Source organism: Microcoleus sp. N9_B4, from assembly GCF_036701635.1.
Taxonomy (GTDB): Bacteria; Cyanobacteriota; Cyanobacteriia; order Cyanobacteriales; family Microcoleaceae; genus Microcoleus.
Genome location: NZ_JAUBRC010000006.1, coordinates 167,064 through 191,626 on the forward strand (window position 1 = coordinate 167,064; position 24,563 = coordinate 191,626).

The window sequence follows — 24,563 nt, forward strand, 5'->3', positions numbered from 1 at the left end:
TTCGGAGAAAGAGTTTTTAAGCAACTGGGTTTTTACTGAGATATTGCAGCATTGTCGATCGGCATTTCAAGGGCGGGATCAGATCAACAGCCCACAAGAAAATTTAATTTTTGTGGAACGGGCATCTTGCCCGTTCCGAAGATACGATCCCAGCGAGTACAACCAAATAAAAAACATGAGGAGACACAGAAATGAATGAATTACTAACAGCAATTTCTACAGGTATGGCGGCTTTTACAGCTACGAATCTTGACGATATTCTGATTCTGCTGCTGTTTTTCTCGCAGGTGAATGCAGTATTTCGGCACAGGCATATCGTCTTCGGTCAGTTTCTGGGCTTTACTGCACTGGTTTTGGCTAGCCTTCCCGGCTTTTTTGGCAGCTTAATATTTCCACCAGATTGGATCGGAATGCTGGGTTTGCTGCCAATTGCGATCGGGCTTAGTCGCTTGCTGAATCCAGAAACTGACGATTCGGAAGTAGAGGCAGAATTAGAGCAATCTGAGAAATCTTTTTTTAGAAGTTTTTTGTCTCCTCAAACTTACAGCGTAGCAGCGGTGACGGTGGCAAATGGGGGAGACAATATCGGGATATATGTGCCGCTGTTTGCTAGCAATACTTTAGAAAGTTTGGCGGTGATTCTCGCTGTATTCTTCGCGATGGTGGGCGTTTGGTGCTACGCTGCTTATCGGTTAATTCAGATGCGGGCGATCGCGGATACTTTGACTCGCTACGGCAATCAATTAGTACCTTTTGTTTTGATCGGATTGGGAATGGCGATTCTGGTAAAAAGCGGCACTCTGGCAAGCCCAACTTTAAGTATAATATCTTTAGTTGGTTGCGGTTTCTGTTTGATAACTATGAGCAGAAGTAACGCCAGCGAAACTGAAGTTTAGAAAAATTGCAGGGACAGCACATGAATTGGATTGCAGCAGCGATTATTGCCGGGATTACATCTTTTGCCGCAACCAATATCGACGATATGGTGATTTCGATGCTGTTCTTTGCCCAGGTAAATGATACTTTCCGCCCCCGGCATATCTTTGTCGGTAAGTACCTCGGATTTGCAGCACTCATCGCTGCTAGTTTGCCCGGTTTTTTTGGCGGTTTAATTGTGCCGAAAGCTTGGATTGGCTTCCTGGGTTTGGTTCCGATCGCGATCGGCATCAGTCACTTAGTCAAGAGAGAAAATGAGGAAAATGACGTACAAGGGGTATCGGGCGAATTTAACCGGAAATCTAATTCACCTGTGTCAAAACTAGCAAATCTTTTCAATCCCCAAACTTTGAATGTGGCTGCGGTAACAGTGGCTAACGGGGGTGACAACATCGGCATTTATTTGCCGCTGTTTGCTAGCAGCGATTTGCCGAGCTTGATGGTGATTTTGGCGGTTTTCTCGGTGATGGTAGGTGTTTGGTCTTATGCCGCTTACCGGTTAACTCGCCAAAGGGCGATCGCCCATGTTTTGACTCGCTATACCAAGGCTGTTGTCCCTTTTGTCTTGATTGGTTTGGGAATATTCATCCTGATTGAAAGTGGTAGTTATCGGCTGCTCCCGCCATTTCAATCTAACTAATGATTAGCCAATGTTCCGCTACTTCCATCCCTCTATAGGTAGATAATTTGCCATAAGTCATAAGTCCTAACTCATCACTTTTGCCTTAACAATTGTTTGCTTAAAAGTTGCGCTAAATTGCTTGAAATTTATCAACAAGTATGCTAAGTTAATAATCAAGTGATTGATTAAGCTAAAAGCAGCTTCAAACTAATTTAGCCTCAAGTATTCACGAAAATTGAAACCATCTTTTGAGCTAGCCAATTGCCAGACTTAGGCAACAACATACCTCTGGTCTCAAGAAATCCTGTAGTGGTGAATCAAACCGAGCTAAAAACTTGAGGATGAATCCCTAAAAGCTCGCCAGATCGCTTCGCCACTACCCCACGCCGATCGACTTTGACAATAGCTCTAATCCTAAAAAACCAGATTTTTTGATTCTGCAAAATTTGGTTTCTCAGGCCAACCAGTTAAAGAGATATCGTTTTTGCCTAAGTCCTAAAATAGCAAGCAAACAGAAAGTTCCAACAAACCTGACAATCTAGAAAAGGAGAAAAATTGTGAAAATCTTCAAATTTGTTTTAGTGCTCTTGGTAATGATCGCCAATTTAGTATTCGTTCCCCCATCCTGGGCCGATGCTCCAAAAACGCCGAAATATGCAAGCAATCCCGACTACATAGAGGTGACTCAAGCTCTGAACACTCTCAGGACAGCGAAAGATGCACCCGATACCGCCCAGAATTATACCCCTGAGCAACTTCAGCAAAAAATCTCTCAATTGGAGTTTCAAAAATACACTTTAGAAACGGGAAAACCTTGGGGTCAGTGCCGCAACGAGACAGGAAAAACCCTGGCTGTCTACGGCCCGAAAGGCAAAAAAGCAGCTTCTTCTACTTACGAGAATGCCCTTTATTTTCTAGCTGACGGTCAAACAACTGAACATAAATGGGATTGCGATGGAATTTATCTACCCAGCGATGTCAAAGCAACCGATTTAAGAACGACCGATCAACCTTCAGAAGAATTGACTGGCGGTCTAGCTGTTAAGATAGTTGACGGAACTCAAGTTGTAGCGAGAGCTAATCCCGATACGGGGGCTGTAGAATTCAACGTTCCTACTGCTAAAGTTTTCCAACCTGGGGATGCTAATTGGTTTGTTCCTGATGTGACTCAAGCGTATATAGATACGCAAGTTCCCAACGCACCTACTGAGGAAAATGATTAGGTTTGGTGAATGAAGTTGTAATGCGATCGCCTGTGTAAAGATCGTGCAACACACAATCCCGCCGGGTTCGATCCCGGCGGATAATCGTCCCAGCGAAAATATATCGGTTTCCCTTCTTAATTTGGCGTTAAAATTAAAAGGTTTCTCTATGCTATTAAATTGGACATCCACGAAAGTAAATACTGAAAAGACTAGGCGACCAAATCCGTCACGGGTGCGGGATCACTTGGCAAACGAGCGCACTTATTTAGCATGGATGCGGACAGCAATATCGCTGATGGGTTTTGGCGTAGTTATCGTGCGCCTTCGCACCTTTCATCCCCCTCTACTCCCAACTCCCGGCAATGGCTGGAAGTTGGGTTTGCTTTTTTCAGCGGTGGGTTTGCTGACGGTGTTATTCTCAACTAAGCACTACTTTGGCGTCCGTCACGATATCGATTACGATACTTATGAACCTACCGATCGCTGGGTAATTCTTTTTAGCCTCGCGATCGCCATCCTAGGGGCTGGGGTAATTTATTATATGTTTACCGTTCCTTCTAGCTCATTTGGTTTGATGGCACCTGAATAATGGTGGCGGTTTAATATGAATATTAAAGAGTTCGATCGCGTGCAATTATCGTTCCAACCGATGCAAGTAGATGATGAGAAACCAAAGCAGCACAATCTGTCGCGGGCGATCGATCGATCGGCAAATGAGCGCACCTTCTTAGCATGGATGCGGGCCGCGATCGCACTCATGGGTTTTGGCGTCATCATCATCCGACTTCGCGTCGTGCAAATGCCCGTACATTACCGCGAGGCGATGGGGTGGAAGTTGGGTTTAATCTTCTCTCTAATAGGTTGGGCGACAGTCTTAATCTCAACTAAGCACTACTTCACCGTTCGCCACCAAATTGACCACGATACCTACAATCCCCCAGACGCCATGGTCTTATTTTTCAGTTTTGCTGTGGGCTTATTGGGGATTGGAGTAATTTATTCGATTTTGGCAGCCGCCCTGGGCCCAAGTAGTTTTGTAATACCCGATTGATTGTCAACAGGAGTTAATCATGAACAGCGATACAGTTGCCACGATCGCTTCCATTCTCATCTTAGGTGCTGCTATCTGGGCAGCATTCGTAGTGCTGGAGATTGTCGCGAAAATAGTCCCTAAATTGCTGGGCGTGACAGTCGCGATCGGGATTTTGCTCGTTTACCTGCAATTTTACTGGGGGATCGATACTGCATATCTTTGGCAAACTGTCAAGCATTTGCCTGAAGCTTTCAATTTCTCGATCGCAGCCTAAACATACACCAGCCAGCATTCTCAACAACCTCTCCCGGATAGATATTTTTGTCTCGGAAAGAAAGTAGATTTAGGGGATCAACAATAAAATACGGTAACTTGATTGACTTACTAGACATAGCTCAGTTTTGCTGCTAAACTACGGTAAGTCGATCGAGTTATGAGCTATTAACGTGGAAAACGCTAAAAAAGTCATTGAAGAGTACCAGCTTGCAGGACAACTGACCCAACAGTTGCCAGAAGCTAAGGGGTGGAAGGAAGTCTGGTTTAAAAAAATCCGAGGCGGGTTGCTTCTGGCAATTGGATATTTGCTATCACCCCTGTGTTGGTGGAACGACATATTTTTCAATCTGCCAATTGCCTACGCCTTTGGGTATATCTTTAGTTGGCTTTCCCCAGATTTACTGTTTCCTTGCACAATTGTCGGCTACTGGCTTTCCAATATTGCTGGAATTCTGTTGATGCAGCTAGGAACATTAGATGTTTTTACAGACAAACCCAAGGAAAAAAACCTCAAAAAAGAGTTATTGACGGGTTTAGTTTCCTCAACCGCCTTCACTGTTGTCATTGTGGCATTGATTCATTTTAATGTTCTCGATACTCCCGATTTCTTTGCCGGCAAGGAGTCGGTTAACCTCAGCTCTGTTTTACCTGTGACGCTCGTCACTTCAAGGTAGAATGCAGAATATAAACCCCATGAATAAATCGAGGGTTTTCGAGCAGTTGCACAGGTACATTTAAGAAAATCAGGGAGCTTTTACACTACAATTTTTGTAGGATTGTTTATTTGCATTTACTTACTTTTACCAATAATATTGTGACTGAAAACGCGACCCTTCTCAAGCGTTGAAGAAACATTTTTTTGGTGAAAAATATTGAAATGCAAATGAGATTTAGCGTGTGTAGCTGTGTTGCAGGAGCCACCCAAGTTATCTATTTGTTGGTTGGCAGCGCTTAAATACACAGTTTTTGGGCATAACCGTGAACTACTTATTACTATCCTTTCTCAGCTTTTTTGTGGGCATTATCGTTGGTTTGACCGGAGTTGGCGGAGCCTCGCTCATCACCCCAATGTTAATTTTTGTTTTCCAAATTCCAGCATCAGTTGCTATTAGTTCGGATGTCGTAGCAGCTACACTGATGAAAGTTGTTGGCGGCTTCAAACACTGGCAGCAAAAGACCCTCGACTTGCAAATAGTTAAGTGGCTGGCTTTGGGCAGCGTGCCCGGTTCGCTGACTGGCGTGTGGATTTTACACTGCATCAAATCCAGCGGAAGTCAAGACTTAGACAGCATATTGCTGCGCTTTCTCGGAGTAGCGCTCGCCCTAATTGTCGCTTTATCCCTGACCCAATTAGTGGTCAAAACATTTTTCCCTAAGTTTAAATTGCCTGCGCCCCCTAAATGGGACTTAAATACTAATTATGGCCGTATTTGTACTGTGAGTGCGGCAGCAATTTTAGGCTGCATAGTGGGAATCACTAGCGTGTCTTCCGGTTCGATGTTTGCACTGTTGCTGATTGCTTTTTTCCGCCTGGATACTTCTAAATTGGTAGGTACAGATATTTCGCAGGCGGCAATTTTATTGATGTTTACATCTCTGGGACATCTCAGCCTCGGAACAGTAGACTGGAGTTTAGTATTGCCAATTTGGTTGGGTTCGGTGCCGGGAGTTTTGGTAGGGGCTAAATTCTGTCAAATTATGCCTCAACGCCCGCTAAAGTTTGTGATTTACGGAATGTTGGCGATGGCTAGTTGGAAGTTGTATCAAGTCTGAAAAATAGGGGTAGTACGCCGCCCCTTGGTGTCAACAATCCCCTAAAAACCTTTGTATATCTTGTTTCTAGCCGAGGCTATATCCCCCTAAATCCCCCTTAAGAAGGGGAGTAGGGGTTGACTTTGAGAAGAATCTTGTCCCCCCCTTATTAAGGGGGGTGAGGGGGGATATAGACTTCGATATAACAAGAGAGACGGTCGGTTTGACGTTAAGTTGTCACCAATGCCCTACTACAATTTAATAATTGCTGACTAATGATTCGAGTTCGCGGATCGTCGGCAACTCTAAGTCTTTGAATAAGACTGTACTGAGGTAGCGTTCGCCATAAGAAGGCTGCACAAAAACTATTAATTTTCCTGCATTTTCGGGACGCTTGCCGACTTGAATTGCAGCAAACAAAGCCGCGCCTGCTGAGATTCCTGACAATAATCCTTCTTCTCTGGCGAGTCGGCGGCTGTAGGCGATCGCATCTGCGTCGCTAACTGCGATTGTTTCATCAATTAACTCTGGTTTCAACACTTCCGGGATGAATCCTGCACCAATCCCTTGAATTTTGTGAGCACCAGATTTGCCTCCAGAAAGGACGGGGCTGCTGGCGGGTTCAACTGCAATTACCCTAAAACTCGGTTTCCGCTGTTTAATTACCTCAGCAACTCCCGTAATTGTGCCGCCGGTGCCAACTCCAGCCACTAAAAAATCTACTTTACCTTCTGTATCTTCCCAAATTTCCTCGGCCGTGGTTTCCCGGTGAATTTTTGGATTAGCGGGGTTGCGAAACTGTTGCAGCATGAAAGCATCAGGGGTTTCTTCTACAATTTCTTCCGCACGGGCGATCGCGCTTAACATCCCTTCATGTCCCGGAGTCAATTCCAACTGAGCTCCGTAAGCTTTCAGCATCGATCGGCGCTCTAAACTCATCGTATCCGGCATCGTTAAAATCAGACTGTAGCCTTTCGCCGCCGCGATCATTGCCAAAGCAATTCCAGTATTGCCTGAAGTCGGTTCAACTAAAATAGTTTTCCCCGGTTGAATTAACCCCGCATCTTCTGCCGCCTGAATCATGCTTGCTGCAATCCGATCTTTCACCGAAGCAGCCGGATTCATCCCTTCCAATTTTGCCACAATTTGAGCAACTACTCCTTCGGCTTGGGGAATTTTATTGAGCTGAACTAAAGGAGTTCTGCCAATTATTCCTGTAACATCCTTAGCAATTTTCATGGCTTAATTTCTCTCCAATTAAATGTAGTACATGGGATGTGCTTGTTTGCGAACATCCCGCTGTTCGCACAAATCTTGTAATGTGTATTTCCCCAAAACAGCCCAAGATGCCTGTTGAGCTTCCTGCCAGATTTCTAGCACCGCAGTTTTTTCTATTGTTAGAGATTCCGAAACTTTTTGCGTCTGGCCGCTGCCGTCACCTTCGAGTGTCGAAAACACCTCTAGCAAAGTAATCTGCCAAGGCTCTTTCGCCAGCAAATAACCGCCTTTAGCACCCCGCAAACTCTGGACAATACTTGCACGCCGCAGCACGGCAAGAATTTGGTCTAGATAACGTTCCGGTATCTCTTGAGAAGCAGTCAGTTCGTTCACTGTTAGGGGCGAATCATTCGGGTGGTGACTCGCCAATTCCAAGAGCGCTAACAGGGCGTATTCTACTCTAGAAGATAGTTCCACATTCCCCACTGGCGATCGAGTTTAAATTCTACACTATATCATAGTACACAATCCCGGTAGATGTATAGGTGTTATTATATTTTTATTACAAAAACGGTTGGAGAAATCCCGTGAGCAACGTAAATGTAGGTAATTTAAGCTGTCGGCACTGTCGGCATTACGAGCAGCACGGGCACAGGGGCGGAAACTGCCAGATGCTCGGCGTGGCGGTACAGGGTGGGTGGAAAGCTTGCCCATTCTTGGTTCCACCCTTTGCACCGTCTTGGGAACACCCAGAAGCGGGTAGATCCCGAAAGTCTCAAATCTTGCAGGGAGCGAGTATTTTACAGGCAATTCCGCCGCCTTAAAGTAACTGCTAAGTGGGTAGGCGGATATATGCTGTGTCATCGTTAAGTTGATTCAGACTCACCTACTTAACCGCAGTCAACAGGTGCGAGATATCGCATCTGTTGGCAGTGAGAAGAAAGAAATCAACACAAAAAAAAAGTAAGTGCGATCCTCGCACTTGCCTTTAAACTTATTGACCAGTCGATGAAAAAATTTAATTAACGCAATTTCGCTCCAGATTATCTCCGGCCCAGAGCATTCTCAATTTGATCGAACATCGCATTGTCAGCGAAGAATTTCTTTTGCACCGCATTCCAACCGCCTACATCGGCGACAGTAAAAAGTTTGCCAATTCTGGGAAATTTACTGCTAAATTCTCCGGCTACCGTCGAGTTAACAGGTCGAAAACCCGCTTTAGCAAATTCTCGCTGAGCTTCCGGCGTGTAAAGATATTTCACAAAAGCCTCCGCCACTTTAGTAGTTCCGTGTTTGGCTGCGTATTTATCAACTACAGCCACGGGGTTGTCAATGGAAATATTCACTTGGGGGATGATGAAAGGTTCCGCTTCGCCCTGCGTTTTCGCCAAGAGAATTTCGTTTTCATAGTTGATCAACACATCCCCTTGGTTTTGTTTGTAAAAGACATCTGACGCTTCGCGGGCATCTTTGGGAAGCACTGGCACGTTTTTGTAAACCTGGCTGACAAAGGTGCGGGCTGCTTGTTCGTTTCCTCCGTTTCGAGTTACGGAACCCCACAAAGCTAAGAAGTTCCAGCGCGCGACACCAGAGGTTTTGGGATTAGCAGTAATTACTTTGATACCGGGTTTGGCTAAATCGGCCCAGCCTTGGATTTTTTTGGGATTTCCGGCCCGCATTACTAATGCTGCAACTGATTTGCTAACAATTCCGTTATTGGGTACTTCTCGCTCCCAACCCTGTTTAATTAGACCGGCTTCTTGGATGCGCTCGGTATCATAAGCTAAGGCTAAGTGTACGACATCGGCTTCCAAACCGCTAATTACAGCACGGGTTTGGGAACCTGAACCGCCGTAGCTTTGGCTGATAGTGACATTCTGGTTGTTTTCTCGTTTCCACTTCGCTACAAAGCCGGGAACAATCTTGTCGTAGGCGGATTTGGTAACAGCAAAGGAAACTAAGGTGAGTTCGACATCTTTTGGTTTGGCCTGGCTGATTGCAGGCTGAGGAATTAACCAGCTCAAGCCTAAACCTACTGCAAAAAAGAAAGTAAAAGCTTTGAACAGGGACGATTTTAACAGAGCGGCTGATTTAAGAGAAAAAACTGGCAAACCAGTTTTTTTCTTAAATGGCTGCAAGACACTATCTGCGAGATGATGATTCCGCATTTATGCTTCTTAGTTCCTCTTGTTTTTTCTCAAGTCGATTGAGCGCACAATTAAGTTTAATGCGCTTGATATAGAGCAAATGCAGCCTGATGAGATTTGCCCAGATAATCTATAAGATTTCGCTGATGTGGCAATTCTTGTTAATGGCAACAGTGGCAAGATTGAGAGACTGTTTTGCTAGCAGTTGGGCGATCGCTCCTTGAGTCAGATCGCCAACTCTCTCTACTTAATTTAATACATTACACTAATAAATACTTAATGTCTATAGGGAAACAGTAGTTTTATATTTAAAGGGCGCGCTTGGCGGGAAAACGCGACATCTGTAGGGACAAAGGCTTTGCCTTTGTCCCTACCCGCAGGTCGATCGCCTATTCATGTTGGAAATTAATTCTCAAGTCGGAAGAGCGATCGCAATTTAATTCCCGCAACGCTGCCCAACAAAGCAGTCGCAATCCACAGCCAACCGTGCAAACTGGTAGAAGCAATACCGCTAAAAAAAGCGCCGACATTGCAGCCAAAAGCCAGCAGTGCTCCGTAACCCATCATGAAACCGCCGCTCAAAACGGCTGTAACTTTGGGTAACGAAAGGTTTGTTTTGACGGTGAATTTGCCAGCCAAAGCCGCCGCTAAAACTGCTCCCAAAACAATGCCAAAATTCATCACGGAAGTAACATCAGCAAAGATGCCTTTTTGCAAGGATTCCAACTTGTCGGGAGTATTCCAAAACGGGTTATTTGCGGGATTCCAGCCGAAAGCAGTAGCAAGTTCTGCGGCCCACAAAGTAAACCCCCAAGTCACTCCCCAAGGCCTGCCGTCAATTAACAGTTTTACCCAGTTGAGAAAGGCAAGGGCAAAGGCTCCGGCAGCGAGAGACCAAGGCCCGTAAAGCCATTGATTCTTGATGTGAGATTGAGGAGTTTTAATGATAAAATCTGCTGTTAAGGGTTGCTTGCCATTGGTGCGATTCCACTGCCAGAGGGCGATCGCAATTAACAGAAATACGCTTAGCTGCAAGATGACTGCGGGCATCCATCCCAAAGTTTTTCCTAAAGATATCGGCGGCAGCGAGGGCAAATGCCACAAATGTCTGGTCAAACTTCCTGCAAAAGAACCGATGCAAAAAGTCAGCAGCGTTAACAGCATTGACGTGCTGCCGCCGCCAATTGTCCAAAGCGTGCCGCAAGCGCAGCCGCTGCCCAATTGCATTCCAATTCCGAATAGAAAAGCGCCGATCGCATTTTGCCAGCCCACAGGCGCAACAGCCCCGGCTATTTTGTGTCCGAATGCCTCTCCTGATGCAAGTACGGGAGCAAAAAGTACAGTAGCAATTCCTAACATCAACAAGTGCGCTAAAACACCTGTAATATCGCGATCGGCAAATAATTTGCGGTAAGCAGAAGCAAAGCCAAAACTTGCATGATACAAACTCGCGCCCAGCAAGCCTCCAATCAGAAACAAAACGCTCTGCCGCCAGCCGTAGGCGCTCAAACCGGCCGCACCAGCAGCAAATAGCGTCAGTATCAGAGCTAAAATCGGACGCTGCGATCGGGGCGGCGAAGTTTTTGTCAGCGGTGAAAAAGCAATTTCTGCGGTGTTATTCACAATAAAATACTTGACTCCAGAAACAACTGTAAAGCGAGGCAGAGCCTCCATTTTAGCGCTAAGTTTTTCGCGGCGAAGTCTCCGATTTTTCATCGGGTTGTTCGCTAGGAGTGCAAGCAACGGAATTATCTGCTTGTCGGTGCTCAGCTATTGTTGATAAACCAAAGCCAATCGAGCTGATTATTCCGAGCATTGATATCGAGATAATTGCTGTTTTCATTCTACCTCTTCGGTCAATTTTTAGCCAAAATTGCTGTTAACTACAGATTTGTTTTCTACACTGCTTGTTCCGGACCAGTTTCTACAGGTAAATTAGTCTGACTGTATTCAGTCCAAGAACCTTCGTAGATTCTGACTTTCGGATAGTTCAGCAAGTGTTTCAAAACTACATATTGCAGCGTTGCTTCCCGCCCCGTACTGCAAGTAACGATGATGTCGCTGTTGCGATCGATCTTTTTAGCTGCCAAAATCTGCTTGATTTCGTCGAGAGACTTCAACTTGTGCGGGTTGTCAGCATCGGTAAAAGTCGGCCAGGGAATGTTGCGAGCGCCGGGAATGTGTCCGTTGCGCGTCCAGATTTTTTCTTCCCCTTGAAATAGTTTTTCCGGTCTGGGATCGATGAATGTGACGCCTGCTTTGCCAATTAAATTTTTGACTTCATCCAGGGTGACACGAATTGATTTGTTGTCGCGCACAGTCAGTGTACCAGCCGCGTATTTTGGAAACTCTTTCATCACAGTTTGAGCTGCTTTGTAACCCGCATAACCTCCGTCGATAACTGCGATGTCCGAGTGTCCCAATCGCTCCAATACGTAAGCAACCATAGTCGCGCCGAGAATGTCTCTGCCGTCGGAATAAACTAAGACGCGGCTGTTGTCTGTTACTCCTGCCCGCGACAGTAATTGCCCCAGTTTATCCGGCGTTAGATACTGTACTGGCAAACCGCTGTCCGGCCCGCGCAAGGTGTTGTCGGCGATGTTGACTGCATTGGGAAGATGCCCGATAAAGTAGTCCATTGGATTGGTGCGGACATCGAGAATTCGCAGGTTTTTGTCGCTGGCGTTTTGGGCAACCCACGCGGGGGAAACGAATTGAATTTTACTTTTTGATTCCGCTGCTTGGGTTGGGAAAAATGGGAACAGAGGAATTGCGATCGCCAGCACCGCTAGGACGGCAATTAATGCCCCTATTTTGTTTCTTTTAAATCGAGCTTTCAGGGATTTAGTTTTCATGTTCTTTCCTCTTGCATTGTCTCTGTCGAAAAGCACAAAAAGCTCCTCGCTGCTAGAGAGCCGATCGCTATCTCCAGCAATCACCGTAAATTCGATTGATTTACCGTATATTATAGGTATAGCTGTTGATTGTTGCACAGACAGTCTCAGAAAGTCAATAGTTTTTTTTAGTAGCGAAGGATACAGAAATTTGGGGGCGATTCCCTCCGGGATAGCTTCGCACGCGCGTGCGAGACATGAATTCTACCCTTAGATTTCGTAGTGCCACACCTCAGAAGGTTGCAGAATAATCCGGTGGAATGGCAGACGATTAATTAAGCCTTGCTGCTGAAAATTACCGAGGGTGCGAGTGACAGTTACGCGACTTGTACCGAGAATTTCTGCAATGTCCTGATGCGTTAAAATCATATCGATCAGATGTCCTCGCTCTACCTCAGAACCAAACCTCTTAGCCAGCCAAGTTAAGAGTCGATAGAGCATAAAATCAACTCTTTTGTAACCTCGCATTACCATAAAATCTTCAGCCTGCTGAATGTGACTGAGCAAAATATCTCTATTTAGCCAGCGCTCGCCCGATAGTAAAATTGCCTCGACTTTAGTGAGGCATTCAATTTGAAAAGGATCGCATTTTGATATCGGTTTGCCGATCGTATCACCAGGTCCCCACAATCCCAAGGTAATAATTGTGCCATCTTCAAGCCATGTTACAGTTCGCACTACTCCAGTTTCAATTCGCCACAGAGCATTGTTTCTGTTAGGCAAGTGCGATCGACGAGGAAATATATGTCGGCTCGTTTCATCAAAAGTTTTAGTGGAAAGAGAAGCAATAGTCATAGCCAGTTACTGAAAGAATAAAAGTTAGTTGGTCCAATGGCAGCAGGATAGTGCGGCTGGCAAAAATCTATATAAATTAAAGCTTTACTAGATTCCTGCACCGTCTAAAAACTGTGTAATGAATAAATCGGAAGACAGGAATAATTCATGTTTTTCGACCTCTGCTTGCTCTGATTTAGTTGTTTGGAGCGGAGATAATTGAGATTTCAAAAAAGCAACCTGCTCTTCTAAATCCTTAATTCTATCGAACAAAGCTCGAATCGCTTGAGCTTCCAAATCCGGTATACCTTGAGAATTTTGAGCATCTTCCACCTGCTTTTTCCGAGAGATAATGCGGCCGGGGATTCCCACAACTGTGCAATCGCTAGGGACATCCCGCAGCACTACCGAACCCGCACCAATCCGAACATTATTGCCAATTTGAATATTGCCTAAAACCTTAGCACCGGCTCCTACCACGACATTTTCTCCCAGCGTCGGATGCCGTTTTCCCATTTCTTTACCCGTGCCACCAAGAGTCGCTCCTTGATAAATGACAGCATAATCTCCCACGATCGCAGTTTCGCCAATGACCACCCCCATGCCGTGGTCGATAAACACGCCCCTACCAATTTTTGCTCCTGGGTGAATCTCAATACCTGTTAAAAACCGACTCAGTTGGGAAATCAAGCGCGGTACAAACGGAAGGCCAGCGGAATAAAGCCAGTGTGCTATCCGGTGCAAAAAAAGTGCTTGCAGTCCGGGATAGCAAAATAATACTTCCAGCCAGTTGCGCGCCGCCGGGTCGCGTTCGTAAATAATTTGCAAGTCACTGAACATATTTACTCTCGCCGTGTTTGGGTTATAAAGTATCTGCCGTGCCGACGGTTTAAGCTGCCTAAAGCAGTCTTGATTGTGGAATTATTACATATAATACTGTAATCCGACCTAATTACAGTAGTTTATGAGAAAAAATTTTTCTTCCCCAGCCGTTTCTAAGCTGCCTCCGATATTTGCCGCGAAACAAACGGTACAGCTTGTCTGACTTCTTGCTGCAGCGGAATCTCGATCGAGAATTCCGTCCCCAATCCCGGTGTCGAATCGCAGCGCAGCGTACCCTTGTGCTTTTCTACGACAATTTTATAGCTGATGGACAGTCCCAATCCTGTCCCTTTTCCGACCGGTTTCGTCGTAAAGAACGGGTCGAACAGCCGTTTTTTGACATTTTCTGCCATACCGGGGCCGTTGTCAGATATCCGCACAATTATTTTGTCAGGGGTTAAATATTCTGTGGTTATGGCGATCGCGATCGGATTGGCTTTCGCTGCTGTGGGCCCGCGATCGAGGTTGTAACTCTCAAGGGCGTCGATCGCATTAGCCAGAATATTCATAAACACCTGATTTAATTGTCCGGCATAACACTCTACTAAAGGTAAATGGCTGTAATTTTTAACAATCTCGATCGCCGGGCGATCGGCTGTAGCTTTCAGGCGACTTTGCAGAATTAGTAGAGTGCTGTCAATGCCTTCATGGATGTTGACAGGTTTCATTTCGCTTTCGTCTAAGCGAGAGAAATTCCGCAAAGATTGAACTATTTGAACAATGCGATCTGCTCCTATTTTCATCGAGGACAGCAGTTGTGGCAAATCTTTGCTGAGAAACTCAAAGTCAATATTTTCTAAATGCTCTGAAATTTCCACAGGAGGGTGTAAATAGTGTTTTTGGTAGAGTTTTACCAACTCCAACAAATCGCTACTATATGCGCTGGCGTGTTGAATATTGCCGTAAATAAAACTAATAGGATTGTTAACTTCGTGGGCAACACCAGCAACTAACAAACCCAAACTAGACATTTTTTCCTGCTGAATCAGTTGAGATTGAGTTTGCTGCAACTCTTGCAAAGTTTGCTCTAACTGTTGAGATTTAGCCGTGCGTTCTGCTGCTATCTTTTCAATCCTGTCGGTATAATTTAACAAACTCATTAGATAAAGTGTCGCAGCCAAACTTAAGATTGTCCCCAAAATTAAAACAGTCAAAGAACGCCCAAATCTTAGAGGATTAATGTACTCTGGTGTTAGCCGTAATTGCAGCAACCACCTGCGATTTTCAATATTGAGAATGCGGGTGCAACTGCTGCCGTCCGGGCAGTAAGCTCTTTCCCCAATTTGGATGTTATTTTTAATTTTTTCATCGGTAATTATCCTTTTTGTCTTGGCTTCATAAAACGCAAGAAATCTTTCGGCTTCAGGAGCCATAGCATCTTGAAGATAAACGTTAACAAAGTTGAGGTTAGTTTCCTGTAAAGCCGATTTGACAATAGCATCAACAAGCAAAACGCCCAAAGTAAAACCTTTCAAATTTTCTGGTGACCGAGCAGGTAAATTTGGAGGCAATTCTGCGCCATCCTCAGCAGATTTTTGAGTAAAAATTGGCATGAAGACGAAGACGCTTGGTTGATTTTGTGAAGACCATTTTTGGCGGTCAGTAGCGGTAATCTCTTGTCTTTTTGCGGCTTTTTCTAACGCTGGCCGATTGGCAGTCAAATCTAAATCTAAATCTATTTCATCTGTTAGGAATTCGGGAGAGTCAGAAACACCGGGCAGCCAAGCGATCGCCTTCAGGCTCGGATGGCGGTACAGGGCAGTACCAACAAATGTATTAATTTCTGGTTTTTTAACGCCGTCAAATACGCTGTAAAAGGCTCCTGCTGCCCGAATGATTTCTAAATTGCCGCTAACATCTCTCTGAATTTCTGCCGCTATTTTGTCCAGCCGGTCTTGCAGTTCGGCTTGCATGGATTTGTATTCCCAATTGTACGCAACTGAAGAGGCGATCGCAGACAGTCCCAATCCTGCACAAAGTGTTAATCCTGCCTGGATGTGGCGGCGATAAGCAAGTAAAGTGCTAGTTGCTAAATTCTTGAATTTGTTAGCAGTCATATTCTTCACCTATCTTGTTTCTAGTTCTCCGTCCCAGGCTCTGCCTGAGATTTCTCGTTTTTCCCCTTCCCAGGCTCTGCCTGGGAATGAATTTCAGGAGGCTCTGCCTCCGATTTAGAGCCACGAGACAGCATTACCAGGCACGAGCCTGGTAACGATGTGGCAGCAGTGTTTTTTAGAAGCTCCCGGATAGTATTTTGAGTAAGATGCAGCCGCTGATTTAAATTGAATAAACAGGGAAAGTCATCGCGTGTTTGGGCTTGACGTAAACCTGCTGATCTCGCGTTAACTGTAGAGAATCGAAGCGCTCGCGACTCACGTAAGCTGTTACTACCTGCTCCGATTCTAACACTAACTCGGTTTGAATTTCCCGCCCTAAATGAATGATGCGGCTGACTTTTGCTAATGCAAAACCAGACTGCGGCTTAGTTTGAATTTCCACATCGTGGGGGCGCAAAAACACTACTTCAGAATGGGCGGCTCCGTTCTTGTGAGCCGTTGTGCCGTTGCTGGCGAACAAACCCGCAGTATTCGGCAACACATTGACAGGCCCAATAAAACTCATCACAAAAGCTGATGCCGGTTTGTCGTAAATTTCAGCAGGAGTGCCAACTTGTTCGACTCTACCTTTGTTCATTACCACAATTTCATCGGCTACTTCCATAGCTTCTTCTTGGTCGTGAGTCACAAAAACTGTAGTGATGTTAACTTCTTTGTGAAGGTTGTGCAGCCACGATCGCAATTCTTTGCGGACTTTAGCATCTAATGCTCCAAAAGGTTCGTCTAGCAGCAGCACTTTTGGTTGAACTGCTAGAGCTCTGGCCAAAGCCACCCGCTGCCGCTGGCCCCCGGAAAGTTGCGAAGGATAGCGATCGCCCAAACCTGTCAACTGCACTAAATCCAATAGTTCATCAACTCGTCTGCTAATAGAGTTTTTAGGAACTTTGCGAATTTCCATCGCAAAAGCAATATTTTTCCGAATACTCATGTGTTTGAACAAAGCGTAGTGCTGAAACACAAAACCAATATGCCGTTCCTGCACCGACTGCTGGGTAGCATCCTCCCCGATCAGGTAAATATGACCCGTGTCAGGGGGTTCGAGTCCCGCAATCATCCTCAGCAGAGTCGATTTCCCGGAACCGGAAGGCCCCAACAGCGCGACTAAAGAGCCACTTTTAATTTCCAAATTCACGTTGTCAATTGCGTGAAATGAGCCGAAGTGTTTCGATACGTTCTGAACTGTAATGCTCATGAGTTTATTTACCTATTTTAGGAGTTGATGGTATTAACTCCATATATCTGACCGATTTACAGTAGTATATCCTGAAATTAATATTTGGCAAGGCCTGTAACTTTTTGTATTGTATTTCGAGCCCTCCTGATGGGGCGGCGCTTGAAAGTTGAAGCTGGCGGGCCGTCTGAGTTAACCCGCGAGGGTTTCCAGATGTGGCTGTAGCCGTGCGATCGTCCCAGAATAAGCCATGCTGAAATTACGTAGAAACCGGGTTTGATGGACGAAAATACTGCATCATCACCTTTAAAACCTTTAATCCCCGTAAAAAACCCGGTTTCTTTGCTGTCGATCTATCTATACAGCACTTCCGGGTGTTATGAGGTACAATAAGAATAGATTAAAAAATACACCAATGAAAGCATATTCAGTAGATTTGCTTTCCAAAAATAGTAGCAGCCCATCAAGATCAGAAGCTGTCGATCAGAAAAACAGCAGCGATATTTTCCGTCAGTAAAAGCTTAGTTCAAAAACTGGTCAAGCAACAAAAAATCGAGGGGAATTTACAGCCGAAACCCAGGGGTAAACCGAGATACAGTCATTTGAATAATTCCACAGCATAGTTGAGAGAAATAGTGGCAGCACATCCCGATGCAACCTTACTAGAATTGTGTGAGTTATTTGCCCAGAAGACCGGAAATTGGGTGGGTAGAACAGCCATGTGTAACGCCTTACAAAAGTTGGGATTAAATCGTAAAAAAAAACAGTGAGAAGTAGCCAAGCCGGCACTGAAAGAGTCATGAAATTAAGGTTAGAGTATTGGGAAAAAGTCAAGCATATCGACCCAAAAAATCTAGTCTTTTTAGATGAGACTGGAGTATTGCTAGGTTTAACCAGAACTCATGCACGTTCCCAACGAGGAACGAGAGCCTATGCGCTGAAACCTTTTTACGCCCGGGAAAAAAGTCACAGTAATTGGTGCAATTAGTTTGAAGCGAGTAGTGGCACTCATGACAATGGATAACTCAATGGATGGCCAAGCATTTGAGGTATTTATTGAGCAATGTTTAGTGCCACAATTGTGGTCGGGAGCAGTAGTAGTGATGGATAATTTACCCGCGCATAAAGTAGATTCAATTACATCGATGATTGAATCTGTGGGTGCTTCTATTTTATGTTTGTCCCCATACTCTCCTGATTTTAATCCGATTGAATTATGGTGGTCGCAACTTAAATCTTTATTGATCCAGTTTTAGCCAACTACCACTAAAATGGTTGATACGATAATTGCTGTGGTTCTTGACTTAATTAATCCGAAACATCTTAAAAACTGGTTTACTAATTGCTGCTACTGTACCTCATAACATCCGGAAGTGCTGTAACTTGGTGAGGACGAGAATGCCGCCGATCCATATAGGCATAAAAAGGTTCTCGATCGTCTTGATGAGTGAGAATATATCGCTTTAGTTCGCGATCGCTCATTGCAGCATAATTGACATTACTCATGGTTCAATACTCGCATCAGGTTGAATTTCCAACTCAATCTCTTCGCTTTGTCCTGCTAAGATAAATAGATTAAGAGTCCGTTCATCTAAACGCACTATATGAATTGGGTGAAACATAATGTTGGTAAGTAGATGACAAAGCCGATATAAACTCCGTAATTGTTATACCGTTGGTTCCCTCATACACTTATCATCATAGACTCCAATAGTTGTAAACAGTCATTTTCTCCATCCCAAATAAAAGGTAGAGCAGGCAAGATGCCTGCTCTACTATATCATAACCCTATTCTACTCCCTCAATCCGGTCTTCCACCTCCTGATACAACTCACGCAAGCGATCCAAATTGTTCTCCGAAGTCTCCCAATAACCCCGGCCATTCACCTCAAGCAAAGTGCTGACAATCTTGCGGAAAGAATGAGGATTTAAGTTAAGCAAACGCTTCTGCATCTCCTCATCTTGGATAAACGTAGTGTTGACATCCTCATACACCCAATTATCCACCGCGCCCGCCGTCGCACTCCATCCAGTCGTATTCACCAGACGCTTAGAAATCTCCCGCACACCTTCATAGCCGTGGGACAACATCCCCTCATACCACTTCGGATTCAGCAACTTAGTGCGCGAATCTAAACGCACGGTTTCTGATAGCGTCCGCACCTGCGCGTTGGCTGTGGTTGTATCAGCAACAAAGGATGCTGGTTTCTTCCCATCTGCGCGCAAACTGCCGATCAATTTAGTCGGATCGGAGTCGAAATAGTGCGACACGTCGGTTAGGGAAATCTCGGCAGAATCCAAGTTTTGGAAGGTGACATCAGCAGTTTTCAAAGATGATTCAAAAATCTGCCGGTCTTGTTCCATTGTTCCGGGATTGTCGGAAGAAAAGGCGAAGGATTTGCGGGTTAAATACATTTCCTGCAATTCGGCTTCGCTTTCCCAAGTGCTGTTTTCTACCGCCAAGTTGACGTTAGATGAATAGGAACCAGAGGCATTGGAAAATACCCGGGTTGCTGCTTGTCGCAGGTTTATTCCCATTTCTTCCGCTTGCTTCAAGGCGTGTTTGCGGACGAAGTTCATCTCTAACGGTTCGTCGGCTTCCGCTGCCATTTTCACGGCTTTATCTAACAAATTCATTTGGTTGATGAACAAGTCGCGGAATACGCCGGAACAGTTAATTACTACGTCAATCCGAGGGCGTCCCAACTCTTCTAAAGAAAGCAATTCGAGTTTGTTTACCCGGCCCAAAGCGTCGGGAACTGGCTTTACTCCCACCATCCACATTACTTGCGCGAGGGATTCGCCGTAAGTCTTGATGTTGTCGGTTCCCCACAACACAACGGCGATGGTTTCTGGGTAATTTCCGCCGTTATCAACGCGCTGTCTTTCTAACAGCCGATCGACTACAATCTTTGCAGACTTAACCGCCCCCGTTGTAGGGATTGACTGCGGGTCTAAAGCGTGCATATTCTTGCCAGTAGGCAAAACATCCGGGTTGCGAATCGGATCGCCGCCTGGGCCAGGGATAATGTATTCGCCTTCTAGGGCGCGCAACAAAGCGCCTAATTCGTTGTCGGCACAAACTTGCTGCAAGCAGAATTCCAGATACTCAAACAGGGGTTTAATCAGTTCTGGATCGACCTTTTTATAACCCGCGGCGTGCAGCGCATCAATCCAGGGTGTTTTCTTGCCCATGTTGAAGAAATTCAACTTGGAAACCAGGGAAACTCGACCCTCAGCATCGGTTTGTTCCTTCACTAAAGCGGTGACGGCATCCCGACAGGCTAAAGTGATGTTTTGCAGCAATTCAACATCTGCTAAAATGCCTTTGTCGTTGTTGGTGTAGATATCGTCAATATTGCGATCGAGACTTTGAGCAATAATCCGCGACAAACTGATTAATCCGTCTTCTTCCCGGTCTAAATTGGCAATGTTAACCAAAGTTGCGATCGCCTCTTCAGCAGTCGGTGGCTTACCGATCACGTGCAAGCCGCAAGGTAACAACCGCGACTCAATCTCCATCAACTTGCGGTAAACCAAGCCAACTAAATTGTCCCGTTCTTCCGCAGTCATGTCCGCAGCAACCCCTCGTTCTTGTTCGGGAGGTAAGGCGATATCCTTATCCAAATTCACCAAACGGCATTTTTCGACGATCGCATCCACAATCGGCACACCCCGCCCAGTCTCTTTCAAAGTTTGATAAGAAGCAATTAACTCGCTGAGTTCCTGCAAACCTTTGTACAACCCAGCATTTTCAGCCGGAGGAGTCAGATAACTGATTGTTTCAGCATAACTGCGCCGCTTAGCAATTGTTGCCTCACTAGGATTATTAGCAGCGTAATAATAGAGGTTAGGAATCTTGCCGATCAAACTGTCAGGATAACAATCGACAGACATTCCCATCTGCTTACCGGGCATGAATTCCAGGGAACCGTGAGTGCCAAAGTGCAGCACCGCATCCGCACCCCAAATGCGCTCCAAATATGTATAGTAAGCAGCAAAACCGTGGTGCGGGCTAGCAGAACGAGAGAATAACAACCGCATCGGATCGCCTTCGTATCCAAAAGTAGGTTGCACTCCGATAAACACATTGCCAAAATGTTTGCCAAAAATCAGCAAATTTTGTCCGTCGCTGTTCAAATGTCCCGGAGGTGGCCCCCAATTTTCTTGCAACCGTTCCGAGTAAGGAGTGAATTCTTCGTATTCAGCTACGGACATCCGGTAAGCAATATTTAATTCGGGACTTTGGTATTGGGCTGTTGCGTCATGGATGACTTCTTGCATCAGTTTTTCGGCGGAATCCGGCAATTCTGGCAAGTCGTAACCATTACCTTTTAAGGCTTTCAATACTTCGTAAATCGAGCCGAAAACGTCCAAGTAAGCGGCTGTTCCGACGTTGCCTTTATCTGGAGGAAAACTGAAAACTGTGATCGCAACTTTCTTATCTAATTTTGGTTTGCGGCGCAGCATTGCCCATTTCATGGCGCGCTGGGAAATTGCTTCGATTCGATCTTGCAGGGCGATCGCCTTGCCAGTTGCGCCATCGCGTCCCGACACAATAATCGGTTCGATCGCACCATCCAACTCAGGAATCGCAACTTGCAACGCAACTTGAATCGGGTGCAAGCCTAAATCGCTATCTTCCCATTCTTCTGTCGTTTGGAAAACCAGTGGCAAAGCCACCATGTAAGGGCAATTTAATTTTTTCAAAGATTCGATCGCCTTCGGGTGATCTTGTTTCGCCGGGCCGCCCACCAAAGCAAAACCAGTCAGAGAAACCACCGCATCAACAATCGGCAGAGGTGTCACACCTTTTGCCCCGACTTCCAAGAAAAAAGTCTCCACAGGTTTAGAGAAGTCCAAACCGCCGGCAAAAATCGGCACAACCCGCGCGCCCATTGCCTCCAATTCCTGCACCATTGCTACATAGTGTGCGTCATCTCCTGTGACTAAGTGAGTGCGTTGCAACACTAAACCAATGCAAGGTGCGAGGGGATCTTTGAGATCGGCCGAAATATCTGTACGGGCATTAAACCAGGTCAGATATGCTTTTACATCTTCAAACATCGACGATGCCAAAGGATGCCAAATCCCCATGTCTGGGTAGACAACCGGTTCTTGGAAAGTTGGCTGTGACTGGCCTTTGAAGACATATTTATGTGACAGCATCAGCAGGAAGTTTTCCAAGTTTTCTTGGGAACCTCCCAGCCAATACTGAAAACTCAGCATGAAGTTGCGCGCATCTTGGGCTTTGTCGATGGGCAAATATTTCAGCACTTTCGGCAAAGTTTGCAGCAGTTTCAGCATTCCGTCTTGGAAGGAACTCCCGGATTTTTCCTTCCGTTTTTTCATGAATTCGCCGATCGCACTTTTGCTTTGTCCCAACTGTGCCATCGAGAAACTGCCCATTTTATTGAGCCGCATTACCCCTGGCATCGACGGGAAGACGACGGCGACATCCAAGCTGTCGCGCAGCGGTTCCACCGCCGCTACAACTTTTTCGGCCAAATCTTCGATGAAAATTAGAGAAGCAATAAATACATTGGCATCCGCCACATCCCGCTTGAAGGCCTCGTAATTTTCCGGGCTGCGGAGTTCCTCGATCAGGTAGCCGCTGATTTCTATTGCCAAATTCGGATTTTTCTGGTTTATCGATCGAACCGCTGCCGACAGGGCGCTTTGATACTGCGGTTCCAGTACGACATAGACCACCTTCATGAGCGATCGCCCCTGCAAGTTTTCCGGCACAACGTGGCGAATGGTGGGCTTGACGTGAGTGAACATCCGGTTAGGCTCCTTTAAGATGCTGTTTTCGGGAATCGGGAATTTTTTTATCCCATAAGCATTTTTACCAGAAAACGCTTGCCATTAGCCGATTTGAGCCTGCACATGACACAATTCGACAAATTTAGGCCAACTTTTCGTTACATTTTTTTATAAATTCCTTGAGCAAATACTCCATATTTTATTTACAAAAATTTACTTGACATATTGACAATAATATGAATACGATTAATTAGTAGGATAAAAATAATTAAAAATCAACCAAAAATCGAGAAAAAAATCCTGAAAAAAGTTCCCAGTTTTGTAGAATTGATCACACTTGCGATAGAGCAATTAACTGAGGGTAAAAAGGTATAATTTGTGAAGGCAGAATGTAGCCTTCGGATAATTGCTGAGTCACAAAAAGTGATATTATACCAGGAACTTAAAACCATTTCATAACGTCCGTTTGGTGTAAATTCCTGATCGGCGATCGACTTCATGGAAAACTAATTGATATAAACTCTCAAACTCATCAAAACTTTAGGGGGAAACATGGCTAACTACGCAATTTTCGACGAACAATTCTACCTTGCCTCATATCCTTGGGTCAAACCAGCCATTGACGCAGGAGTCATCTCATCTGGGAGAGAACACTTTGAAAAATTCGGGCGAGAAGGCGGTCTAACTAAAGTCTCGCGTTATTTTGACGAAAATGCTTACCTTGCTGGGAATCCAGATCTCGCACCTTTCGTCCGCACAGTCAACCCAAACGCGCCTTTTGCGACCGGCCTCGATCACTTTATTCAGTTCGGTTACGATGAAGGACAGCGCCGCACCCAAGTATCACCCGAATACAACGAAAGCTTTTATTTAGCAAACAACTCTGAACTTCAACCGTTTATTCAAAACGGAACTTTCAAATCAGGCTACCAGCATTTCGTTCAATTCGGGGCCAAAGAAGGTCGGTTTGGGACTTCATTTTTTGAACCGGAATACTTAAAAGAAAACCCCGACATCGTGCCGTTTGTCAACTCTGGAAACTTGAGAACAGGCCGGGAACACTTCTTCAATTTTGGACAATTTGAGCCTGCCCGCGACGCGACTTTTGTCGGCAGCCGTACCAACGATGTTTTAACTGGTGTGGGCGTGGGAGATGTCGAATTTGTGGGAGTGGAAGTAGGTATAGATCCGCAAGGCAACCGGCAGTATGAAAGCTTTGGCACCAATGAATTCGATGTCCTGATTGGTGCCCCGGGAAGCAATACATTCGTACTCGGAGTTCCTGCTACAGCCGGGAATGTCATCCCGACACCGCTGTATTTAGGTAACGGTGAAGCTACGATTCGCAACTTCGACATAGAAAGCGATTTTATCCAATTGCAAGGAACTTCTTTAAACGGCTACAATCTGATTCCCATTGGCAGCAATTTGTCAATCCAGCGTTTTGGAGACGTGCTCGGCGTGATTGAAGGAGGAGCAAGCTTGGGTTTGAGCTTCCAAGAATCTAACGGTAACGGTACTTTCTTGATTGGATAGTCATTGGTCATTGGTCATTAGTCATTGGTCATTAGTCATTAGTCATTAGTCATTAGCTAATGCTGATGATTAATGATTTTTTATTGGTGGTGGGCGATGGTTCTCTAAAAAAGTACGATCGCACTTTACGTTCTCAAATAAACAACGATGAATTACGACATCCTTATACAGCTTAAATGAGATTTGACTGACAGGTATAAAAAATCACCCGATCGGGTATTGTGTAAGTTCCAG

The 24,563-nt window shown here is 45.3% G+C and carries 21 protein-coding genes and 2 pseudogenes; 11 read left to right on the forward strand and 12 right to left on the reverse strand.

Translation table 11 applies throughout. The features are described 5' to 3' along the window. Positions 1 to 191: 191 nt before the first annotated feature. The 8 genes from QUA43_RS06180 (at position 192) to QUA43_RS06215 (ending at position 5,845) form a co-directional block, all read left to right on the forward strand. On the forward strand, positions 192 to 896 hold the full coding sequence (locus tag QUA43_RS06180; RefSeq protein WP_333371949.1) for a cadmium resistance transporter: 705 nt from the start codon (positions 192 to 194) through the stop codon (positions 894 to 896). A gap of 20 nt (positions 897 to 916) precedes the next feature. Then, on the forward strand, positions 917 to 1,576 hold the full coding sequence (locus QUA43_RS06185) for a cadmium resistance transporter (RefSeq protein ID WP_333371951.1): 660 nt from the start codon (positions 917 to 919) through the stop codon (positions 1,574 to 1,576). Between the two features lie 539 nt (positions 1,577 to 2,115). Further along, on the forward strand, positions 2,116 to 2,781 hold the full coding sequence (locus QUA43_RS06190; protein ID WP_333371953.1) for a hypothetical protein: 666 nt from the start codon (positions 2,116 to 2,118) through the stop codon (positions 2,779 to 2,781). 148 nt (positions 2,782 to 2,929) lie between these two features. Beyond that, positions 2,930 to 3,352, forward strand: a complete 423-nt coding sequence (locus QUA43_RS06195; protein WP_333371955.1) for a DUF202 domain-containing protein — start codon at positions 2,930 to 2,932, stop codon at positions 3,350 to 3,352. A 15-nt stretch (positions 3,353 to 3,367) separates the two neighbouring features. After that, positions 3,368 to 3,814 (forward strand): DUF202 domain-containing protein, encoded by a 447-nt coding sequence (locus QUA43_RS06200; protein WP_333371956.1) that lies wholly within the window; start codon positions 3,368 to 3,370, stop codon positions 3,812 to 3,814. A 19-nt stretch (positions 3,815 to 3,833) separates the two neighbouring features. After that, on the forward strand, positions 3,834 to 4,070 hold the full coding sequence (locus QUA43_RS06205) for a hypothetical protein (protein WP_333371958.1): 237 nt from the start codon (positions 3,834 to 3,836) through the stop codon (positions 4,068 to 4,070). A gap of 172 nt (positions 4,071 to 4,242) precedes the next feature. Further along, complete coding sequence (locus tag QUA43_RS06210) at positions 4,243 to 4,746, forward strand: hypothetical protein (RefSeq protein ID WP_333371960.1); 504 nt, start codon at positions 4,243 to 4,245, stop codon at positions 4,744 to 4,746. Positions 4,747 to 5,050: 304 nt separating this feature from the next. After that, positions 5,051 to 5,845, forward strand: a complete 795-nt coding sequence (locus tag QUA43_RS06215; RefSeq protein WP_333371962.1) for a sulfite exporter TauE/SafE family protein — start codon at positions 5,051 to 5,053, stop codon at positions 5,843 to 5,845. A gap of 237 nt (positions 5,846 to 6,082) precedes the next feature. On the opposite strand, the gene cysK is transcribed toward QUA43_RS06215, so the two are convergent. Beyond that, positions 6,083 to 7,063, reverse strand: coding sequence for a cysteine synthase A (cysK, locus tag QUA43_RS06220; RefSeq protein ID WP_333371964.1), 981 nt, complete (start codon positions 7,061 to 7,063; stop codon positions 6,083 to 6,085). 18 nt (positions 7,064 to 7,081) lie between these two features. Further along, the gene (locus QUA43_RS06225; RefSeq protein WP_333371966.1) at positions 7,082 to 7,519 is read right to left on the reverse strand and encodes an Rrf2 family transcriptional regulator; all 438 of its coding nucleotides are present in this window, start codon (positions 7,517 to 7,519) and stop codon (positions 7,082 to 7,084) included. 110 nt (positions 7,520 to 7,629) lie between these two features. On the opposite strand from QUA43_RS06225, the gene QUA43_RS06230 reads away from it, so the two are divergent. Next, positions 7,630 to 7,866 (forward strand): hypothetical protein, encoded by a 237-nt coding sequence (locus QUA43_RS06230; RefSeq protein ID WP_333371968.1) that lies wholly within the window; start codon positions 7,630 to 7,632, stop codon positions 7,864 to 7,866. Between the two features lie 219 nt (positions 7,867 to 8,085). On the opposite strand, the gene QUA43_RS06235 is transcribed toward QUA43_RS06230, so the two are convergent. The 7 genes from QUA43_RS06235 to QUA43_RS06265 form a co-directional block, all read right to left on the reverse strand. Next, complete coding sequence (locus tag QUA43_RS06235; RefSeq protein WP_333371970.1) at positions 8,086 to 9,210, reverse strand: sulfate ABC transporter substrate-binding protein; 1,125 nt, start codon at positions 9,208 to 9,210, stop codon at positions 8,086 to 8,088. Positions 9,211 to 9,594: 384 nt separating this feature from the next. Further along, the gene (locus QUA43_RS06240; RefSeq protein WP_333371973.1) at positions 9,595 to 10,905 is read right to left on the reverse strand and encodes a YeeE/YedE family protein; all 1,311 of its coding nucleotides are present in this window, start codon (positions 10,903 to 10,905) and stop codon (positions 9,595 to 9,597) included. A gap of 182 nt (positions 10,906 to 11,087) precedes the next feature. After that, a complete protein-coding gene (locus QUA43_RS06245) occupies positions 11,088 to 12,044 on the reverse strand; it encodes a sulfurtransferase (RefSeq protein WP_333371975.1) in 957 nt (318 codons plus the stop codon). A gap of 249 nt (positions 12,045 to 12,293) precedes the next feature. Next, positions 12,294 to 12,878, reverse strand: coding sequence for a Crp/Fnr family transcriptional regulator (locus tag QUA43_RS06250; protein ID WP_333371977.1), 585 nt, complete (start codon positions 12,876 to 12,878; stop codon positions 12,294 to 12,296). Positions 12,879 to 12,965: 87 nt separating this feature from the next. Next, positions 12,966 to 13,697 carry a serine O-acetyltransferase gene (cysE, locus tag QUA43_RS06255; RefSeq protein WP_333371979.1) on the reverse strand — a complete coding sequence of 244 codons (732 nt, stop codon included), beginning with the start codon at positions 13,695 to 13,697 and terminating at the stop codon, positions 12,966 to 12,968. A gap of 155 nt (positions 13,698 to 13,852) precedes the next feature. Further along, positions 13,853 to 15,796 (reverse strand): ATP-binding protein, encoded by a 1,944-nt coding sequence (locus QUA43_RS06260; protein WP_333371981.1) that lies wholly within the window; start codon positions 15,794 to 15,796, stop codon positions 13,853 to 13,855. Between the two features lie 220 nt (positions 15,797 to 16,016). Further along, a complete protein-coding gene (locus QUA43_RS06265) occupies positions 16,017 to 17,048 on the reverse strand; it encodes a sulfate/molybdate ABC transporter ATP-binding protein (RefSeq protein WP_333371983.1) in 1,032 nt (343 codons plus the stop codon). Between the two features lie 947 nt (positions 17,049 to 17,995). Between QUA43_RS06265 and QUA43_RS06270 the strand changes: the two are divergent. Continuing rightward, positions 17,996 to 18,283, forward strand: a pseudogene (locus tag QUA43_RS06270) (transposase); the annotation flags it as partial. A gap of 82 nt (positions 18,284 to 18,365) precedes the next feature. Here the strand turns inward: QUA43_RS06270 and QUA43_RS06275 are convergent. The 3 genes and pseudogenes from QUA43_RS06275 to QUA43_RS06280 all read right to left on the reverse strand — a co-directional run bounded on the left by QUA43_RS06275 (position 18,366) and on the right by QUA43_RS06280 (position 22,811). After that, positions 18,366 to 18,533 carry a DUF6887 family protein gene (locus QUA43_RS06275; RefSeq protein ID WP_333371985.1) on the reverse strand — a complete coding sequence of 56 codons (168 nt, stop codon included), beginning with the start codon at positions 18,531 to 18,533 and terminating at the stop codon, positions 18,366 to 18,368. Further along, positions 18,530 to 18,682 (reverse strand): annotated as a pseudogene (locus QUA43_RS30795) (DUF6888 family protein); the annotation flags it as partial. The pseudogene QUA43_RS30795 and the gene QUA43_RS06275, both read right to left, overlap by 4 nt. Positions 18,683 to 18,815: 133 nt before the next feature. Next, positions 18,816 to 22,811 carry a magnesium chelatase subunit H gene (locus QUA43_RS06280; protein ID WP_333371987.1) on the reverse strand — a complete coding sequence of 1,332 codons (3,996 nt, stop codon included), beginning with the start codon at positions 22,809 to 22,811 and terminating at the stop codon, positions 18,816 to 18,818. A gap of 534 nt (positions 22,812 to 23,345) precedes the next feature. Between QUA43_RS06280 and QUA43_RS06285 the strand changes: the two genes are divergently transcribed. Further along, positions 23,346 to 24,329 carry a calcium-binding protein gene (locus tag QUA43_RS06285; RefSeq protein WP_333371989.1) on the forward strand — a complete coding sequence of 328 codons (984 nt, stop codon included), beginning with the start codon at positions 23,346 to 23,348 and terminating at the stop codon, positions 24,327 to 24,329. The last annotated feature ends 234 nt before the right edge of the window (positions 24,330 to 24,563 follow it).

What these genes read in the sequence shown, in the direction of transcription:
- QUA43_RS06260 (WP_333371981.1), bottom strand. Translation starts at nt 15,796, where the DNA reads ATGACTGCTAACAAATTCAAGAATTTAGCAACTAGCACTTTACTTGCT.
- cysE (WP_333371979.1), bottom strand. Translation starts at nt 13,697, where the DNA reads ATGTTCAGTGACTTGCAAATTATTTACGAACGCGACCCGGCGGCGCGC.
- QUA43_RS06275 (WP_333371985.1), bottom strand. Translation starts at nt 18,533, where the DNA reads ATGAGTAATGTCAATTATGCTGCAATGAGCGATCGCGAACTAAAGCGA.
- QUA43_RS06265 (WP_333371983.1), bottom strand. Translation starts at nt 17,048, where the DNA reads ATGAGCATTACAGTTCAGAACGTATCGAAACACTTCGGCTCATTTCAC.
- QUA43_RS06285 (WP_333371989.1), top strand. Translation starts at nt 23,346, where the DNA reads ATGGCTAACTACGCAATTTTCGACGAACAATTCTACCTTGCCTCATAT.
- QUA43_RS06205 (WP_333371958.1), top strand. Translation starts at nt 3,834, where the DNA reads ATGAACAGCGATACAGTTGCCACGATCGCTTCCATTCTCATCTTAGGT.
- QUA43_RS06245 (WP_333371975.1), bottom strand. Translation starts at nt 12,044, where the DNA reads ATGAAAACTAAATCCCTGAAAGCTCGATTTAAAAGAAACAAAATAGGG.
- QUA43_RS06235 (WP_333371970.1), bottom strand. Translation starts at nt 9,210, where the DNA reads ATGCGGAATCATCATCTCGCAGATAGTGTCTTGCAGCCATTTAAGAAA.
- QUA43_RS06185 (WP_333371951.1), top strand. Translation starts at nt 917, where the DNA reads ATGAATTGGATTGCAGCAGCGATTATTGCCGGGATTACATCTTTTGCC.
- QUA43_RS06200 (WP_333371956.1), top strand. Translation starts at nt 3,368, where the DNA reads ATGAATATTAAAGAGTTCGATCGCGTGCAATTATCGTTCCAACCGATG.
- QUA43_RS06240 (WP_333371973.1), bottom strand. Translation starts at nt 10,905, where the DNA reads ATGAAAAATCGGAGACTTCGCCGCGAAAAACTTAGCGCTAAAATGGAG.
- QUA43_RS06250 (WP_333371977.1), bottom strand. Translation starts at nt 12,878, where the DNA reads ATGACTATTGCTTCTCTTTCCACTAAAACTTTTGATGAAACGAGCCGA.
- cysK (WP_333371964.1), bottom strand. Translation starts at nt 7,063, where the DNA reads ATGAAAATTGCTAAGGATGTTACAGGAATAATTGGCAGAACTCCTTTA.
- QUA43_RS06180 (WP_333371949.1), top strand. Translation starts at nt 192, where the DNA reads ATGAATGAATTACTAACAGCAATTTCTACAGGTATGGCGGCTTTTACA.
- QUA43_RS06195 (WP_333371955.1), top strand. Translation starts at nt 2,930, where the DNA reads ATGCTATTAAATTGGACATCCACGAAAGTAAATACTGAAAAGACTAGG.
- QUA43_RS06280 (WP_333371987.1), bottom strand. Translation starts at nt 22,811, where the DNA reads ATGTTCACTCACGTCAAGCCCACCATTCGCCACGTTGTGCCGGAAAAC.